This is a genomic window from Candidatus Pseudomonas phytovorans (assembly GCA_029202525.1).
Classification (GTDB): domain Bacteria; phylum Pseudomonadota; class Gammaproteobacteria; order Pseudomonadales; family Pseudomonadaceae; genus Aquipseudomonas; species Aquipseudomonas phytovorans.
Genome location: CP119325.1, coordinates 566,454 through 582,410 on the forward strand (window position 1 = coordinate 566,454; position 15,957 = coordinate 582,410).

Here is a 15,957-nt window from a genome sequence, read left to right on the forward strand (position 1 = left end):
ATGTCCAAGAAAATCCACGTAACCGACACGATCCTGCGCGACGCCCACCAGTCCCTGCTGGCTACCCGCATGCGTACCGAAGACATGCTGCCGATCTGCGACAAGCTCGACAAAGTCGGCTATTGGTCGCTGGAAGTCTGGGGTGGCGCTACCTTCGACGCCTGCGTGCGCTTCCTCAAGGAAGACCCGTGGGAGCGCCTGCGCAAGCTGCGCGCCGCCCTGCCCAACACCCGCCTGCAAATGCTGCTGCGCGGCCAGAACCTGCTGGGCTACCGCCACTACAGCGACGATGTGGTCAAAGCCTTTGTCGCCAAGGCTGCGGTCAACGGCATCGACGTGTTCCGCATCTTCGACGCCATGAACGACGTGCGTAACCTGCGCGTGGCCATCGAAGCGGTCAAGGCCGCCGGCAAGCACGCCCAGGGCACTATCGCCTACACCGTCAGCCCGGTGCACACCATCGACGCCTTCGTCGCCCAGGCCAAGCAGATGGAAGCCATGGGTTGCGATTCGGTGGCGATCAAGGACATGGCCGGCCTGCTGACCCCATTCGCCGCTGGTGAACTGGTCAAGGCACTGAAGGCAGAGCAGTCGTTGCCGGTGTTCATCCACTCCCACGACACCGCCGGCCTGGCCGCCATGTGCCAGCTGAAAGCGGTGGAAAACGGCGCCGACCACATCGACACCGCCATCTCCAGCTTCGCTTGGGGCACCAGCCACCCGGGGACCGAGTCGATGGTTGCTGCGCTCAAGGGCAGCGAGTTCGACACCGGCCTGGACCTGGAGCTGCTGCAGGAAATCGGCCTGTACTTCTACGCCGTGCGCAAGAAGTACCACCAGTTCGAAAGCGAGTTCACCGCCGTGGACACCCGCGTGCAGGTCAACCAGGTGCCGGGCGGCATGATTTCCAACCTGGCCAACCAGCTCAAGGAACAGGGCGCCCTGAACCGCATGAACGAAGTGCTGGCCGAAATCCCGCGCGTGCGTGAAGACCTCGGCTTCCCGCCGCTGGTCACGCCGACCTCGCAGATCGTCGGCACCCAGGCGTTCTTCAACGTGCTGGCCGGCGAGCGCTACAAGACCATCACCAACGAGGTGAAGCTGTACCTGCAAGGCGGCTACGGCAAGGCCCCGGGCGTGGTCAATGAGCAACTGCGCCGCCAGGCCATCGGCAGCGAAGAAGTGATCGACGTGCGCCCGGCCGACCTGCTGAAGCCGGAAATGACCAAGCTGCGTGGCGACATCGGCGCCCTGGCCCGTTGCGAAGAGGACGTGCTGACCTTCGCCATGTTCCCGGACATCGGCCGCAAATTCCTCGAAGAGCGCGAAGCCGGCACCCTGACCCCTGAAGCCCTGTTGCCGATTCCGGAAGCTGGCGCCGTTGCGGCTCCAGGCGGTGAAGGCGTACCGACCGAGTTCGTCATCGACGTGCACGGCGAAACCTACCGCGTCGACATCACCGGTGTGGGGGTGAAGGCCGAAGGCAAGCGCCACTTCTACCTGTCGATCGACGGCATGCCGGAAGAAGTGGTGTTCGAGCCGCTCAACGAGTTTGTCGGCGGTGGCGGCAGCAAGCGCAAGCAGGCCAGTGAGCCGGGCCACGTCAGCACCAACATGCCAGGCAACATCGTCGACGTGCTGGTCAAGGAAGGCGACATGGTCAAGGCCGGCCAGGCTGTGCTGATTACCGAAGCCATGAAGATGGAAACCGAAGTGCAGGCGGCCATCGCCGGCAAGGTCGTGGCCATCCACGTGGCCAAAGGCGATCGCGTGACGCCGGGCGAAATCCTGATCGAGATCGAGGGCTGATTTAAGCCCTCATCTACAAGCGGTTAACCTCTGGGGAGCGGATGCTCCCCTTTTTTGTGCATTAAAATGCACTTTGAATCGGGGTCTGGATATTAAATATGCAATAAAATACATATTTTGGCGAAGCGGTACTGCGTGGAATGCACTATATTGCAGACTGTCTGAACAGCTGCAGCAGGTTGTATATGTACCCGCTAACCCTGCAAGTTTACTCCGATGGCGTTTGGCAGGACGCCATGATGCTGACGTTTTCGCGGCCAGAACAAGGCTTCAATGGCCCTTGCACCGTTGCCTATGAAGCGTCGTATATCAGAGACAATCTCGATGCATACCAAAGCTTTGCCGCCAAGGCGGTTAGCGCTCGTCTGCCGGTAGACTTCGACAGCTTCGTGCTCCCTGCTGCGCCTGCATTCGTTCACGACATCGCGCCGTCCGGTGCTGCCAAGCGCTTCCTCATGGCGCATGTTGGCCAGACAAAGCCCGACGGCATCAGTGATGACATGTTTCTCCTGGCAAGGAGTACACCGGCTCCCGTGGGAAACATGCGTATCAAAGAGTCCATGAGTTACCTGGACTCACATGCGCCAATGGGCTTCACCAGGCAGGATGTGGTCAGTCGCGATCAACGTTTTCTTGAGTACGCCTACGAACAGGGCGCAGCCATCGGCGGCGCCACCGGCGCGGGCGGCGAGGCACCCAAGCTACTGATGACGGAAGGCAAGGACGGCCTCCTGTATCCCGATGCTGCGCTTGACGATGGGCAAGCTTGTCGGCACTGGTTCATCAAGTTCGCTCGTAATCAGGGCCTGAACAACGACCAGGACATATTGCGGGCTGAACATCTGTACTACCGCGCATTGCAAACACTGGGTGTGGAGACTGTTGCTACGGCTGACATCGCTTTGGAGGAGGGTACAAAGCCCAGCCTTTGGATGCGCCGCTTTGACCGTGAGATCACCTTGCAAGGTGTTCAACGACTCGCGGTGGAGTCCATCTACTCGTTGTCGGGTGTTACCCAACCGGGTAGCCGGATGGACCATGGGGAAGCACTTAGGAACCTGGTGGCGCTCTGGAGGCTGGCCGGGCAGGAGCAACAGATCGATGACCTGATTTGCGAATACCTGCGACGGGACCTCATCAACAAGGTTCTGGGCAACGTCGACAATCACGGGCGGAACATGGCCGTCATCCGTGGGGCCAATTCCGTCAGGTTGGCACCCATCTACGATCTGGCACCGATGGTGCTGGATGCGGAAGGTATTACACGAACCACCAAATGGGCGCCGGGTATTGAGCGTGCTGGCGACATCGACTGGTGGGCGGTTTGCAGCAGCCTGGCCGACCTGATCACCCCGGAGCTGGCTTTTGACCGGTTGAAGCAGGATGCGGCGCGTCTGTTGGCGCTGCCAGATCTGCTCAGTGCTGCGGGCTTGCCGGATGCCGTCATGAATCATCCAGCGGTCCACTTGAGGCTGCTTGAACAACGAATTGAAGAGTGGAAATTGCTATGACGCTTACACCCGATCAACGGGCCCAGGTGATTGATGACGTTCAACGGGGCATCGCCGATGGCACCTGGGAACTGGGTGCTGGAGTGAGGCATTTGCGTGTGACAGTGGCCAATCTCCAGCAGGCCCAGTTTGCCCAGATGTGCAAGATTTCACTGCGTACGCTTATCCAGATCGAGAAAGGCGAAGGAAACCCGACACTCAAATCGATGAATGCCGTGTTTCGGCCTTTCGGCTTGCAGATGGGCGTTATCAGGCGTCAGCGAAAAGTCATCTGAGCCCGCTCTCAGCCTTTGCGACATGCCTCAAGTGTTTCTACCTGGCCTTCCGGCTGCTGGTTTTCCTCACTCAGCCACCGCTCAAACCCGGCAGCCACCTGCGGCCACTCATCATCGGTAATCGAATACCACGCCGTATCGCGATTATGATCCTTCACCACCAGGTGCTTGCGGAACACCCCTTCGTAGATGAAGCCAAACCGCTCTGCCGCGCGTTTGGAGCGGGCGTTGGCGTTGTTGCACTTCCATTCCAGGCGGCGGTTTCCCAGTTCGAAGCTCAGCTTGCCCAGCAGGTAGACGGCCTCGGTACTCTTGGGTGTGCGCTGCATGGGAGCGCCGAAGGCGATGTGGCCGATCTCGATGCGACCATGGTCAGGCACGATCGACATCAGGGTGAGGATGCCCTGAGCCTCGCCGCTGGCGCGGTCGATCACGGTGAAATACAGCGGGTCGTGGCCGGCGGCGTTACCTTGCAGCCAGCGGTCGAAGGCAGCGCGTTCGGTAAACGGGCCGTAGGGCAGGTAGTCCCACAGTACCGGGTCGGAGTTCGGGCCTTGCAGGGCGGTCCAGAGGTCGTCGCCGTGGCGCGCCGGGTCGAGTTTTTCCAGACGGATGAAGCGGCCGTCGATGGGCTCGGCCTTGGGCGATGCGGCGGGTTTCCAGTGCAGTGCGTCAGTCATGTGGCCTACAACCCTTTGCGGAATTGGATGAAGCCCGGCCGCTCGGCAACCTGTTCGTACAGGCTGATGGCGGTGGCGTTGGTTTCGTGGGTCAGCCAGTGCACCTTGATGCAGCCGTCGGCCTTGGCCGTGGCGTACACGTGCTCGATCAGCTGGCGGCCGATCCCCAGGCCACGTTGGGCGCTGTCGACGTAGAGGTCCTGCAGGTAGCAGGAGTTCTCGATGCTCCAGTTGGATCGATGGTAGATGAAGTTGACCATGCCCACCGCCTTGCCATCGACCCAGGCCAGTGCCGAGTGGGTTGGCTCACTCGGGTCCAGCAGGCGCTGCCAACTGCTCAGGCTGACCTCATCGGCCAACTCGGTTTCATAAAAGTGCAGGTAGGCCTGCCACAGGGCGAGCCAGGCTGCATGGTCTTGGGCGCTGACGGAGCGCAGGGTAACGCTGGGCATGGGGCTTTTCCTTCACAGTTGGCGCATGTGCGCCGCGAGTTGGTTGTCCAGTTGATCGGGGCTGGCGCTCAGGCCTTCGCGCACGCCGGCGATGTCCTGTTCAGAGCGGTTCTGGCTGAGCTTGCGCGCACCTTGCAGGCGGGCAATGGGCAGGCGAATGCCGACAATGGCGCGGAGCATGCCGTCGATGTAGTCAGCCGGTGCGTCGTCCACCTTCCACTGTTCGCTGCGCCCCTGTTCGTGGCGCTGGGTCAGGCGGCTGACGATAGTCAGCAGTTTTGCTGCGTCGTGGATCACCTCGGCCGGGCCATAGGCGTGCACGGCCAGGTAGTTCCAGGTTGGCACTACCTTCGGGTTATCAGCTTTGCTCGGGTAGTAGCTGGGGCTGACATAGGCATCCGCGCCGGGGAACACCAGCAGGGCTTCTGCGCCTTGCTCCAGGTCCTGCCATTGGCGGTTGGCCCGTGCCAGGTGCGCATAGACGGTGCCGAACTCGCCTTCGCCAGTGTCGACCAGCACCGGCAGGTGTGTGGCCAACAGGCCCTGCTCGCCTTGGCTGACCAGCACGGCCAGGCGGGTGTCGAGCATGTGTTGGTGCAGGCGACCGAGGTCGTGTTCCTGGTGAGGTTTACTGTTGTACATGCTCGGTTTCCTTGTGCAATGTGCCATCCTAGGCAGGCTATTGGTTCTGGGTAAGAGCCATTACCGTCTGTTTTGATAGGTCCAATACCATGAGCGAACGCCCCCTCATCCTGCCTTTCGACCCTGCCGGGATTGCCCTGGATCGCCGGCGCGGGCTCAGCCAGCAGTTGTACCAGGCGCTGCGTGCGCGGGTACTCGACGGCCGTCTGAGCAGTGGCACGCGACTACCGGCCACCCGCGACCTGGCCGCCATGTTGGCGCTGTCACGCAACAGCGTGGTGCGGGCCTATGACCAGTTGTACGCGGAGGGCTATATCGAAAGCCGGGTGGGCGATGGCACCTATGTAAGCCGGCTACCGAAACTATCCACACAAGTATCCACAGGGTTATCCCATGGGTTATCAACAGATTTATCCACATTTTCGGCGGAAGTAACTGAGGATTTATCCAGTGCCCGGCGTTCCAGCGAAGCTTTGCAGCGTCTGAAAAATAATCACTTGCCGCCGCCAAGGCGCGGGCAACCGCGTGCTTTTCGCGTTGGCATCCCAGCGTTCGACCTGTTCCCATTTGACGTCTGGGCCAAGCTGCAGGCGGGTTTCTGGCGAAATCCGGCCCCCGCGCAACTCGGTTATGGCGACCCGGAGGGCGAGCCGATGCTGCGCGAACTGATCGCGGCCTACTTGCGTCGCTCGCGCGGGCTGAGCTGCATGGCTGAACAAATTGTGATCACCAGTGGCGCGCAGCAGGCCATTAGCCTTTGTGCACAGCTGCTGCTGCAGCCTGGCGACGGTGTGGCTGTGGAAAACCCTGGCTATCGGGCGGCCGGTCATGCCTTCGCGCTGGCAGGCGGCCGGTTGTTTGGCGTACCGGTGGATGAAGAGGGGATGGACTGCGGTCGGCTCGGGCAGTTGCAGGGTTGCCGGCTGGCCTATGTGACGCCTGCTCACCAGTATCCGACCGGGGTGACCATGAGCCTGGCGCGCCGCCTGAAATTGCTGGCATGGGCTGACCGTAGTGATGGCTGGATCATCGAGGACGACTACGACGGTGAGTACCGATACAGCGGCGCGCCATTGGCCCCGCTTGCGGCACTCGACCAGCACGGGCGGGTGCTGTATGTCGGCACCTTCGGCAAAATCGCCTTTCCGGCGCTGCGCCTGGGTTATCTGGTGCTGCCGCCGCAGCTGGCTCAGGCGTTTAGCCAGGCCAAGGCGTTGGCGGTGCGGCATTCAGAGGTGAGCAGCCAATGCGTGATGGCCGAGTTCATGGCCCGTGGGCATTTTCAGCGGCATATCCGGCGCATGCGCAAGGCGGCGTTAAGCCGGCGCAATGTGCTCAAGGCCGGCTGGCCTGTGGATATTCCAGGCTTGGGCGCCATGCCGGCAGTGGCGGCAGGGCTGCATGTGAAGGTCGATGTGGATAACTTTGCGAGGGAGCAAGAATTGGTGGCCAAGGCCGAAGCGGTGGGGGTGGAGGTGACGCCGCTCAGTAATTTCTGGTTGGCGGACAGCGAGGTACCTGTGGATAAGCGGGCAGGGCTGGTGCTGGGGTTTGCGGCAGTGCCGGAAGGTGAGATTGCCGAGGCGCTGATGAAACTGCGTAAGGCGTGGAAAAAGTGAATGGGGCCGCTGTGCGGCCCTTCGCGGGCACGCCCGCTCCCACAGAGCTCGGCGGTTACACGATCAATGTGGGAGCGGGCGAGCCCGCGAAGAATCCAACTCAGGTTCCAGACTTGATCCGCGTCCAGGCCCGGGTCCGCGCCCGTTCTGCATCCCGTGCCAAAGGCTTGAGCGTGTACAGCTTGGCCATCGCCTCCGCGGTCGGGTACAGGTTGGGGTTGTTGCGAATCGCCGGGTTCACCTTGTCGGTCGCATCCTTGTTCGGGTTGGGGTACCCGACAAAGTCGCTGATCGGCGCAATCACCTCTGGCCGCAGCAGGTAGTTGATGAACGTATGGGCATCCTCCGGGTTGGCCGCATTTTTCGGAATCGCCAGCATGTCGAACCAGATCGGTGCGCCTTCCTTGGGCAGGCGCATGTCCACCACCACGCCGTTCTTGGCCTCATGGGCTCGGTTGGCGGCCTGCGAGAAGCTGCCGCTGTAACCCACCGCCACGCAGATGTCGCCATTGGCGATGTCTGCCATGTACTTCGAGGAATGGAAGTAGGTGATGTATGGGCGAATCTTCAACATCAGCGCCTCAGCCTTTTTGTAGTCGGCCGGTTGGTCACTGTTCGGTGGCAAACCCAGGTACTGCAAGGCCAGTGGCAGAATCTCCGACGGTGAGTCGAGCAGGGCCACGCCGCACTGCTTGAGCTTGGCGATGTTCTCTTCCTTGAAGATCAGGTCCCAGCTGTCCACCGGCGCGTTGTCGCCGAGCGCTGCCTTGACCTTGGCCGGGTTGAAGCCGATCAACACGGTGCCGTACATGTACGGCACGGCAAACTTGTTGCCCGGGTCGTTGGCCTCGATCAGTTTCATCAGCGCCGGGTCCAGGTGCTGCCAGTTCGGCAGCTTGCTGCGGTCCAGCGGCTGGAACACCCCGGCTTCGATCTGCTTGGCGAGGAACACGTTGGACGGCACAACCACGTCATAGCCCGAGTTACCGGTGAGCAGCTTGGCCTCGAGCGCTTCATTGGTGTCGAAAATGTCGTAGATCAGCTTGACGCCGCTGTCTGCCTGGAAGCCGGCCAAGGTCTGCGGGGTGATGTAGTCGAACCAGTTATACACACGCAAGGTACGCTGCTCGGCCTGGGCTTGCAGGGCACCGGTGAACAGGGTGGCAGCGATGAACGGGGCGAGCAGACGCTTGAGTCGGACCATTACCGGGCTCCTGGCTGGGCGCGCTGGAAGCCTTCCAGCACATTTACCGCGTTGATACCGATTTCCTCCACAGCGTAGCCGCCTTCCATCACGAACAAGGTCGGCTTGCCAAGCTGGGCGATGCGCTTGCCCATTTCAAGGTAGTCCGGGCTGTCCAGCTTGAACTGGGAGATCGGGTCGTCCTTGAAGGTGTCCACGCCCAGTGAGATCACCAGTACATCGGCGTCGTAGCTGGCGATGCGCTGGCAGGCTTGTTCCAGGGCGGCGTTCCAGGCAGCCCAGTCGCTGCCGGCCGGTAGCGGATAGTTGATGTTGCAGCCTTCGCCGGCACCTTCGCCGGTCTCGTCGGCATAGCCAAGGAAGAACGGGAATTCGTCTTGTGGGTCGCCGTGGATCGAGGCAAAGAACACGTCGTTGCGGTTGTAGAAGATGTCCTGGGTGCCGTTGCCGTGGTGGTAGTCGACGTCGAGGATGGCGACTTTGCGCTTGCCCTGGTCAAGGAAGGCCTGGGCGGCGATGGCGGCGTTGTTCAGGTAACAGTAACCGCCCATCACTTCACCTGCGGCGTGGTGCCCAGGCGGGCGGCACAGGGCGAAGGCCGAATGCGCGCCCTGCTGGATCGCGGCCTGGGCGGTCAGTGCAACTTGCGCAGCACTGTAGGCAGCCTGCCAGGTACCTGCGGTGATGGGGGCGCCGGCGTCGAAACTGTAGTAACCCAGTTCGCCATGCAGGCCGGTTGGCTTGACCTGGCGCAGCGTGCGGGCCGGCCAGGTGAAGGGCAGAAGGTCACCCTCGTGGCCCAGTGCCGCCCAGCGGGCCCAGGCGCCTTCGAAGAAATTCAGGTAGTCGGCGCTGTGAATGCGCAGCAAGGGTGCGCGGCCAAAGTCGGTGGGACTTTGGATGTCGCCGAGGTCGCGCTTTTTCACCTGGTCGAGCACATGGTCGGCGCGCGAAGGCATTTCGAAGCAGGGCATCAGCTTACCGTCGATCAGCTCGCAGCGGCCGTGGTGCAGGCGGTGGTCATCGGAATAGATCGTCAGCATTGTTGTTCTCCGGTAGGTACTGGCGTTGGTCCATTGTCATGGGCGGCTCAGTAGGGGAGAACGACGCAAACGGCCAAAAGGGGATCGATGTGGCCAAGCTCTTTGGCCGAGTTTCCCTGTGCTGGCCTCTTCGCGGGCTCGCCCGCTCCCACAGGTATCCCACCACATTCGGGCCTTGCGCGGTCCCTGTGGGAGCGGGCAAGCCCGCGAAGGGGCCGGAACAGGTCAACCGCGAAAATGGCTGGGCGCCACGCCGCTCCAACGCTGAAAGGCATGCCGGAAGCTGGCCGTCTCGCTGAACCCCAAAGTCTCGGCAATGCGGTAGATCGGCATCTGCTCATCAGCCAGCAACTGCTTGGCCCGCTCAAACCGCAATTCGTCCAGCAGCTGTTGATAACTACTACCCAGCGCCTGCAAATGCCGGCGCAAGGTGCGCGACGAGCAGTTCATCTGCCGTGCCAGGCCTTCCAGCCCGGGTGCGGCGTCCAATTGCTGTGCCAGCAACTGGCGAATCCGCCCCAGCCAGGCCTGGCGGCCGGTGAACTCCAGGTTCAGGCGCCGGCAGCGCTCGCTCATGGCTTTGTGGGTAATCGGGTCGGCCAGCGGCAACGGCGTGTCCAGCCAGCGCCGTTCAAAGGCAAAGGCATTGTCCTCGGCAGCGAAACCGACCGGGCACTGGAATGCACCGGCATAGCTCGCGTGGTAGCCCGGGCGGGGGTGTTCGAAGCGGGCGCCCAGCAACGGCAAAGGGCGGCCGAGGAGGTCGTCGCAGATCACTTTCAGCGAGACCAGGCAAAACTCCGCATTGAAAGCGCTCAACGTCGGGCTGTCGTGATAATCGCTGGCGCTGAACCACACCCGCTGGCCATCGTCGAGCAAGCGCAGCTTGAAGACTGTTCCCAGCAGTGCCGGATACTGCAACGCCAGGCGCAGGGCGTCACCCAAAGTGGCACTGGACAGTAAGGCGTAACCGAGCATGCCGTAGCACGACACATGCATGCGCCGGCCCAGTTCCAGGCCGATGTCCTCGCGCCGGGCCACGGCGTTGGCGCATACCTGCAGTTCCTGCTGGGTGGTGATGCGTGCATCGGCGTGGCCAAGGTCTGCCGGGCCAATGCCGCTGCCGGCCAGCAGCGCCGAAGCCTCGCAACCGTCTGCCTGGAAGACGTTGAGGATCAGCGAAACCGCGTTGAGGGTGGTCAGGTGGCTGTGCAGCATGCTGGGTAATCCCGAGGGCCTGGGACGTATTATGGAGCAAGTTGTGTGCCGAAACCCTGAGGACGCTGCGCACCCCCAGGATCTGTCAGGCAAAAAAAAGGCCCGAAGCATTGGCTCGGGCCTTGAAAGGTTGAGAGGTGTCTAGTCCCTTAACCTGGTGAGACAGTTTGCAGCCGGGTTACGCCTTCAGCGGCACCAGACGTGGAGCGATCATGTTTTCCGGACGCAGGATGTCGTTGAGCATCTCTTCGTCCAGCAGCTGTTCTTCGCGCACCAGTTCCAGCACGCCGCGGCCGGTTTCCAGGGCAACACGGGCGATACGGGTGGCGTTTTCGTAGCCGATGTACGGGTTCAGGGCGGTGACCAGGCCGATCGAGTGCTCGACCAGTTCACGGCAGCGCTGTTCGTTGGCAGTGATGCCGACGATGCAGTGCTCGCGCAGCATGTCCATGGCGCGTTGCAGCAGGCGGATCGAGTCGAAGATCTTGTAGGCGATCAGCGGCTCCATCACGTTCAGCTGCAGCTGGCCACCTTCGGCGGCGACGGTCAGGGCCAGGTCGTTGCCCATGATGGCGAAGGCCACCTGGTTGACGGCTTCCGGGATAACCGGGTTGACCTTGCCTGGCATGATCGAGCTGCCTGGCTGACGCGCTGGCAGGTTGATCTCGTTGATGCCGGTACGTGGGCCGCTGGACAGCAGGCGCAGGTCGTTGCAGATCTTCGACAGCTTGACCGCAGTACGCTTGAGCATGCCGGAGAACAGCACGAAGGCGCCCATGTCGGAGGTGGCTTCGATCAGGTCGGCAGCCGGTACCAGCGGCTGGCCGCTGATGAGTGCCAGGCGCTGTACGGCGAGCATCTGGTAGCCCGGGTCGGCGTTGATGCCGGTACCGATGGCAGTGCCACCCAGGTTGATTTCGGTCAGCAGCTCAGGCGCCAGCGAACGCAGACGGTTGAGGTCTTCGGTCATGGTGGTGGCGAAGGCGCGGAATTCCTGGCCCAGGGTCATCGGCACGGCGTCCTGCAGCTGGGTACGGCCCATCTTCAGTACGTGGTCGAACTCTTTACCTTTGGCAGCGAAGGCCTGGATCAGGCTGTCGAGGCTGGCCAGCAGCGCGTCGTGACCCAGCAGCAGGCCCAGACGGATTGCGGTCGGGTAGGCGTCGTTGGTCGACTGCGCCATGTTCACATCGTTGTTCGGGTGCAGGTACTGGTACTCACCCTTCTGGTGGCCCATGGCCTCCAGCGCGATGTTGGCGATCACTTCGTTGGCGTTCATGTTGGTAGAGGTACCAGCACCGCCTTGAATCATGTCCACCACGAACTGCTCGTGGTAGTCGCCCTTGATCAGTCGTGCACAGGCTGCGCTGATCGCGGCGTGCTTGGCATCGCTCAGGTGCCCCAACTCCCGGTTGGCATCAGCAGCGGCCTGCTTGACCATCGCCAGGCCGACTACCAGCTTCGGGTAGTGCGACAGCGGAACGCCGGAGAGATGGAAGTTGTTGGCAGCGCGCAGAGTCTGGATGCCGTAGTAGGCATCAGCAGGAACTTCAAGGGTACCCAACAGATCTTTTTCGACGCGGAACGATGCAGCGGAGGACATGATGTATATCATCTCGATTTAGACCCGGCACATGCCGGAATGGCGCTAATCCTAGGCCTGAAGCTGATTTTGCGGCCAATGCTGTTGCACGCTAACCTATGCACAAACGGCATAGTGTTTCATGTGACGCCAATTGACATTCGAGCGTGTTCCATTTTGGTGCGCGCCGGGAGATGTGCTTCGTGAACCTTGAAAGCAAATGGCTGGAAGATTTCAGCGCACTGGCCGCCACCCGCAGTTTTTCCCAGGCGGCAGAGCGGCGTTTCGTCACCCAGCCGGCCTTCAGCCGGCGCATTCGCAGCCTTGAAGCGGCATTGGGCCTGCAGCTGGTGAATCGTTCCCGCACGCCTATCGAACTGACAGAGGCCGGCCAGCTGTTTCTCGTCACGGCGCGTACTGTTGTTGACCAGTTGAGCGAAATTCTCCGCCATTTGCACCATCTTGAAGGCGGGCAAGGCGAGGTGGTGCAGGTGGCTGCTGCACACTCCCTGGCCTCGGGCTTTTTCCCGCGTTGGGTAGCCCAGTTGCGCAACGACGGTTTGAACATTGCCACCCGCCTGGTTGCGACTAACGTCGGAGATGCCGTGCATGCATTACGCGAAGGTGGCTGCGACCTGATGCTGGCCTTCTATGACCCGGACGCGGCCCTGCAGATGGATGCCGAGATCTTCCCGTCGTTGCACATGGGCAATACTGAAATGCTGCCGGTGTGTGCCGTGGATGCCGAGGGCCAGCCGTTGTTCGACCTGGAAGGCGAGGGCAGTGTGCCGCTGCTGGCCTATACGGCTGGCGCCTTCCTGGGGCGCTCGGTCAATTTGCTGCTGCGCCAGCGCAACCTGCGCTATACCACCGTCTATGAAACCGCCATGGCCGACAGCCTCAAGAGCATGGCGCTGGAGGGTATGGGTATCGCCTGGGTACCGCGCCTGTCGATGCGTGGCGAGCTGGAACGGGGCGAGTTGGCCGTGTGCGGCGGCAGCCAGTGGCACGTACCACTGGAAATTCGCCTGTACCGCTGCGCCCTGGTGCGCAAGGCCAACGTCAGGCTGTTGTGGCGCAAGCTCGAAGGTGCGGCGGCGGTTGACCCAAAAGTCAGCCAAAGCCCCGAAAAATAAGGCCCGACAGTTGGTCGCCGGGGTGCCTTAAATGCACCACCTTACGGTATACTGCGCGGCCTTTCGACCGGATGCGTCCGGTCCTGATCAGCAAACAAGCCACGCCGGTCGTCCCGCGTGGCTTGTTGTTTTTTGACGCGCCCACGGGCGCACAAGCGAAGAGGCTCGACGATGAGTGCACTGGTTGGCGTGATCATGGGCTCCAAGTCCGATTGGTCCACCCTTAGCCACACCGCCGATATGCTGGAAAAACTCGGCATTCCCTACGAAGTGAAGGTGGTTTCCGCCCACCGCACCCCGGATCTGCTGTTCCAGTATGCCGAGGAGGCCGAAGGCCGCGGCATCGAGGTGATCATCGCCGGTGCCGGTGGCGCAGCCCACCTGCCAGGCATGTGCGCCGCCAAGACCCACTTGCCGGTGCTGGGTGTGCCGGTGCAGTCGTCGATGCTGTCGGGCGTCGATTCGCTGCTGTCGATCGTGCAGATGCCAGCCGGTGTGCCGGTTGCCACCCTGGCCATCGGCCGTGCTGGCGCCATCAACGCTGCACTGCTGTCGGCGAGCATCCTGGGCGCCAAGTACCCGCAGTACCACGCGGCACTGAAGCAGTTCCGCACCGAACAGACCGACACCGTGCTGGACAACCCAGACCCGCGCCAGGCTTGAGGCTTAACCCATGAAGATCGGTGTAATCGGTGGCGGCCAACTGGGCCGCATGCTGGCCTTGGCGGGTACCCCGCTGGGCATGAACTTCGCCTTCCTCGACCCGGCGCCAGACGCCTGCGCTGCGCCCTTGGGCGAGCATCTGCGTGCCGATTACGGCGACCAGGACCACCTGCGCCAACTGGCCGACGAGGTCGACCTGGTCACCTTCGAGTTTGAAAGCGTTCCGGCCGAGACCGTGGCCTTCCTCTCGCAGTTCGTGCCGGTTTACCCCAGCGCCGAAGCGCTGCGCATCGCCCGCGACCGCCTGTTCGAAAAGAGCATGTTCCGCGACCTGGTTATCCCTACCCCGGCCTTCGCCGACATCCTTTCCCAGGCAGACCTGGACGCTGCAGTGGCCAGCATCGGCCTGCCGGCCGTGCTGAAAACCCGCACCCTGGGCTACGACGGCAAGGGCCAGAAGGTACTGCGCACGCCAGAAGACGTGGTAGACACCTTCGCCGAGTTGGGCAGCGTGCCATGCCTGCTGGAAGGCTTCGTGCCATTCACTGGCGAAGTGTCGCTGGTGGCCGTGCGTGCCCGTGATGGCGAAACCCGCTTCTACCCGCTGGTGCACAACACCCACGAAAGCGGCATCCTGCGCCTGTCGGTCGCCAGCCAAGGGCACCCGCTGCAGGGCCTGGCCGAAGACTACGTTGGCCGCGTGCTGCAGAAACTGGATTATGTTGGCGTGATGGCCTTCGAGTTCTTCGAAGTCGACGGTGGCCTGAAAGCCAACGAAATCGCCCCGCGCGTGCACAACTCCGGGCATTGGACTACCGAAGGCGCCGAGTGCAGCCAGTTCGAGAACCACCTGCGCGCCGTCGCCGGCCTGCCGCTGGGCTCGACCGCCAAGGTGGGCGAGAGCGCCATGCTCAACTTCATCGGTGAAGTGCCGGCCGTGGACAAGGTTGTCGCCATTGGTGACTGCCACCTGCACCACTACGGCAAGGCTTTCAAGGTCGGCCGCAAGGTTGGCCACGCCACCTTGCGCTGCCATGACATGGCCACCCTTGAGCGCAAGATTGCCGAAGTAGAGGCTCTGATCAGCAACTGATCGGGCTGCAAATCGAACTTCTGCAAGCGGCTTGCCCTCTGAACATGGCAACAAGCCAAAGCCCGACTAGGCTTTGGCTTGCTCCATATTCACTGCAGAGGGATTGCCATGGGAATCATTGGAACCATCTTCATCGGCCTCATCGTCGGCCTGCTGGCCCGCTTCATCAAACCGGGCGACGACAGCATGGGCTGGATCATGACCATCCTGCTGGGTATTGCCGGCTCCCTGTTAGCCACCTATGGCGGCCAGGCACTGGGCATTTACCAGGCCGGGCAGGCGGCGGGCTTCTTTGGCGCGCTGGTCGGTGCCGTGGTCCTGCTGGTGATCTACGGATTCATCAAGAAACGCTGAATACTGGTTAGAATGCCCGGCAATTCATTCGAGTTGCCGAGCATTGCCATGCGTGCCTTTTTCCTCATCCCCCTGCTGTTGGCCAGTACCCTGGCCCATGCCGAACTGCCTGAAACCGACTGGCTGGAGCTGATGCCCAAGTCGGACCAGAAGGCACTCGAGCAAATGCCCGAAATCGACCACAACTCGCCGGAAGCCATGGGCACCTTCACCGCCAAGGGCGGCATGAAGCAGAGCAAGGGCCTGCCGGCGGTGATGTATTCGACCAAGACCGTGGCGGCCATGAATGGCAAGGACATCCGCCTGGGGGGCTACCCCGTACCGCTGGAGAGCGACGCCAAGGGCAACAGCACGCTGTTCTTCCTGGTGCCTTACCCGGGCGCGTGCATCCATGTACCGCCACCGCCGCCGAACCAGCTGGTGCTGGTGCGCTACCCGAAAGGCTTGAAGATCGATGACATCTATACGCCGCTGTGGGTCAGCGGCAAGCTTAAGGTGGAAAAGGTCAGCAATGACCTGGCCGATGCGGCTTATGCGCTGGATGCAGGGAAGGTGAGGGTGGTGGAGGACGCTGACCTCTGATTTTTCTGTGCCGGCCTCTTCGCGGGCTTGCCCGCTCCCACAGGTACACCACAATTTTCAAGGTTTATAGAGAACCTGTGGGAGCGGGCGAGCC

16 protein-coding genes are annotated in these 15,957 nt (G+C 62.0%); 9 read left to right on the forward strand and 7 right to left on the reverse strand.

Going from position 1 to position 15,957, the window contains the following annotated elements:
- The 3 genes from oadA to P0Y58_02480 all read left to right on the forward strand — a co-directional run bounded on the left by oadA (nt 1) and on the right by P0Y58_02480 (nt 3,595).
- Nucleotides 1-1,809, forward strand: a complete 1,809-nt coding sequence (oadA, locus tag P0Y58_02470; protein ID WEK31073.1) for a sodium-extruding oxaloacetate decarboxylase subunit alpha — start codon at nt 1-3, stop codon at nt 1,807-1,809.
- A 185-nt stretch (nt 1,810-1,994) separates the two neighbouring features.
- Entirely contained in the window at nt 1,995-3,320 is a 1,326-nt protein-coding gene (locus P0Y58_02475) for a HipA domain-containing protein (protein ID WEK31074.1), read from the forward strand.
- Nucleotides 3,317-3,595 (forward strand): helix-turn-helix transcriptional regulator, encoded by a 279-nt coding sequence (locus P0Y58_02480; protein WEK31075.1) that lies wholly within the window; start codon nt 3,317-3,319, stop codon nt 3,593-3,595. The genes P0Y58_02475 and P0Y58_02480 overlap by 4 nt, the downstream gene beginning before the upstream one ends.
- Before the next feature lie 8 nt (nt 3,596-3,603).
- On the opposite strand, the gene P0Y58_02485 is transcribed toward P0Y58_02480, so the two are convergent.
- The 3 genes from P0Y58_02485 to P0Y58_02495 are packed head-to-tail and all read right to left on the reverse strand — an operon-like array spanning nt 3,604 to nt 5,369.
- Entirely contained in the window at nt 3,604-4,275 is a 672-nt protein-coding gene (locus P0Y58_02485; GenBank protein WEK31076.1) for a GNAT family protein, read from the reverse strand.
- 5 nt (nt 4,276-4,280) lie between these two features.
- Entirely contained in the window at nt 4,281-4,727 is a 447-nt protein-coding gene (locus tag P0Y58_02490) for a GNAT family N-acetyltransferase (GenBank protein WEK31077.1), read from the reverse strand.
- 12 nt (nt 4,728-4,739) lie between these two features.
- Complete coding sequence (locus tag P0Y58_02495; GenBank protein WEK31078.1) at nt 4,740-5,369, reverse strand: FMN-binding negative transcriptional regulator; 630 nt, start codon at nt 5,367-5,369, stop codon at nt 4,740-4,742.
- Between the two features lie 89 nt (nt 5,370-5,458).
- Here P0Y58_02495 and P0Y58_02500 point away from each other — a divergent pair, with 89 nt between their 5' ends.
- Nucleotides 5,459-6,988: a PLP-dependent aminotransferase family protein gene (locus P0Y58_02500; protein ID WEK31079.1), complete on the forward strand. Its 1,530-nt coding sequence runs from the start codon at nt 5,459-5,461 to the stop codon at nt 6,986-6,988.
- A gap of 100 nt (nt 6,989-7,088) precedes the next feature.
- On the opposite strand, the gene P0Y58_02505 is transcribed toward P0Y58_02500, so the two are convergent.
- From P0Y58_02505 to aspA, 4 genes are all read right to left on the reverse strand, one after another.
- Nucleotides 7,089-8,192, reverse strand: a complete 1,104-nt coding sequence (locus P0Y58_02505) for a polyamine ABC transporter substrate-binding protein (protein ID WEK31080.1) — start codon at nt 8,190-8,192, stop codon at nt 7,089-7,091.
- Nucleotides 8,192-9,235, reverse strand: a complete 1,044-nt coding sequence (locus P0Y58_02510) for a histone deacetylase family protein (GenBank protein WEK31081.1) — start codon at nt 9,233-9,235, stop codon at nt 8,192-8,194. The genes P0Y58_02505 and P0Y58_02510 overlap by 1 nt, the downstream gene beginning before the upstream one ends.
- A gap of 225 nt (nt 9,236-9,460) precedes the next feature.
- Nucleotides 9,461-10,453, reverse strand: coding sequence for an AraC family transcriptional regulator (locus P0Y58_02515; protein WEK31082.1), 993 nt, complete (start codon nt 10,451-10,453; stop codon nt 9,461-9,463).
- Between the two features lie 178 nt (nt 10,454-10,631).
- Nucleotides 10,632-12,056, reverse strand: coding sequence for an aspartate ammonia-lyase (gene aspA, locus P0Y58_02520; GenBank protein ID WEK31083.1), 1,425 nt, complete (start codon nt 12,054-12,056; stop codon nt 10,632-10,634).
- Between the two features lie 182 nt (nt 12,057-12,238).
- Between aspA and P0Y58_02525 the strand changes: the two genes are divergently transcribed.
- The 5 genes from P0Y58_02525 (at nt 12,239) to P0Y58_02545 (ending at nt 15,863) form a co-directional block, all read left to right on the forward strand.
- Complete coding sequence (locus tag P0Y58_02525; GenBank protein WEK31084.1) at nt 12,239-13,171, forward strand: LysR substrate-binding domain-containing protein; 933 nt, start codon at nt 12,239-12,241, stop codon at nt 13,169-13,171.
- Nucleotides 13,172-13,342: 171 nt separating this feature from the next.
- Complete coding sequence (gene purE, locus P0Y58_02530; GenBank protein ID WEK31085.1) at nt 13,343-13,834, forward strand: 5-(carboxyamino)imidazole ribonucleotide mutase; 492 nt, start codon at nt 13,343-13,345, stop codon at nt 13,832-13,834.
- A 10-nt stretch (nt 13,835-13,844) separates the two neighbouring features.
- Nucleotides 13,845-14,927: a 5-(carboxyamino)imidazole ribonucleotide synthase gene (locus P0Y58_02535; GenBank protein WEK31086.1), complete on the forward strand. Its 1,083-nt coding sequence runs from the start codon at nt 13,845-13,847 to the stop codon at nt 14,925-14,927.
- Nucleotides 14,928-15,035: 108 nt separating this feature from the next.
- Nucleotides 15,036-15,281 carry a GlsB/YeaQ/YmgE family stress response membrane protein gene (locus P0Y58_02540; protein ID WEK31087.1) on the forward strand — a complete coding sequence of 82 codons (246 nt, stop codon included), beginning with the start codon at nt 15,036-15,038 and terminating at the stop codon, nt 15,279-15,281.
- A 48-nt stretch (nt 15,282-15,329) separates the two neighbouring features.
- On the forward strand, nt 15,330-15,863 hold the full coding sequence (locus P0Y58_02545; GenBank protein WEK31088.1) for a DUF3299 domain-containing protein: 534 nt from the start codon (nt 15,330-15,332) through the stop codon (nt 15,861-15,863).
- The last annotated feature ends 94 nt before the right edge of the window (nt 15,864-15,957 follow it).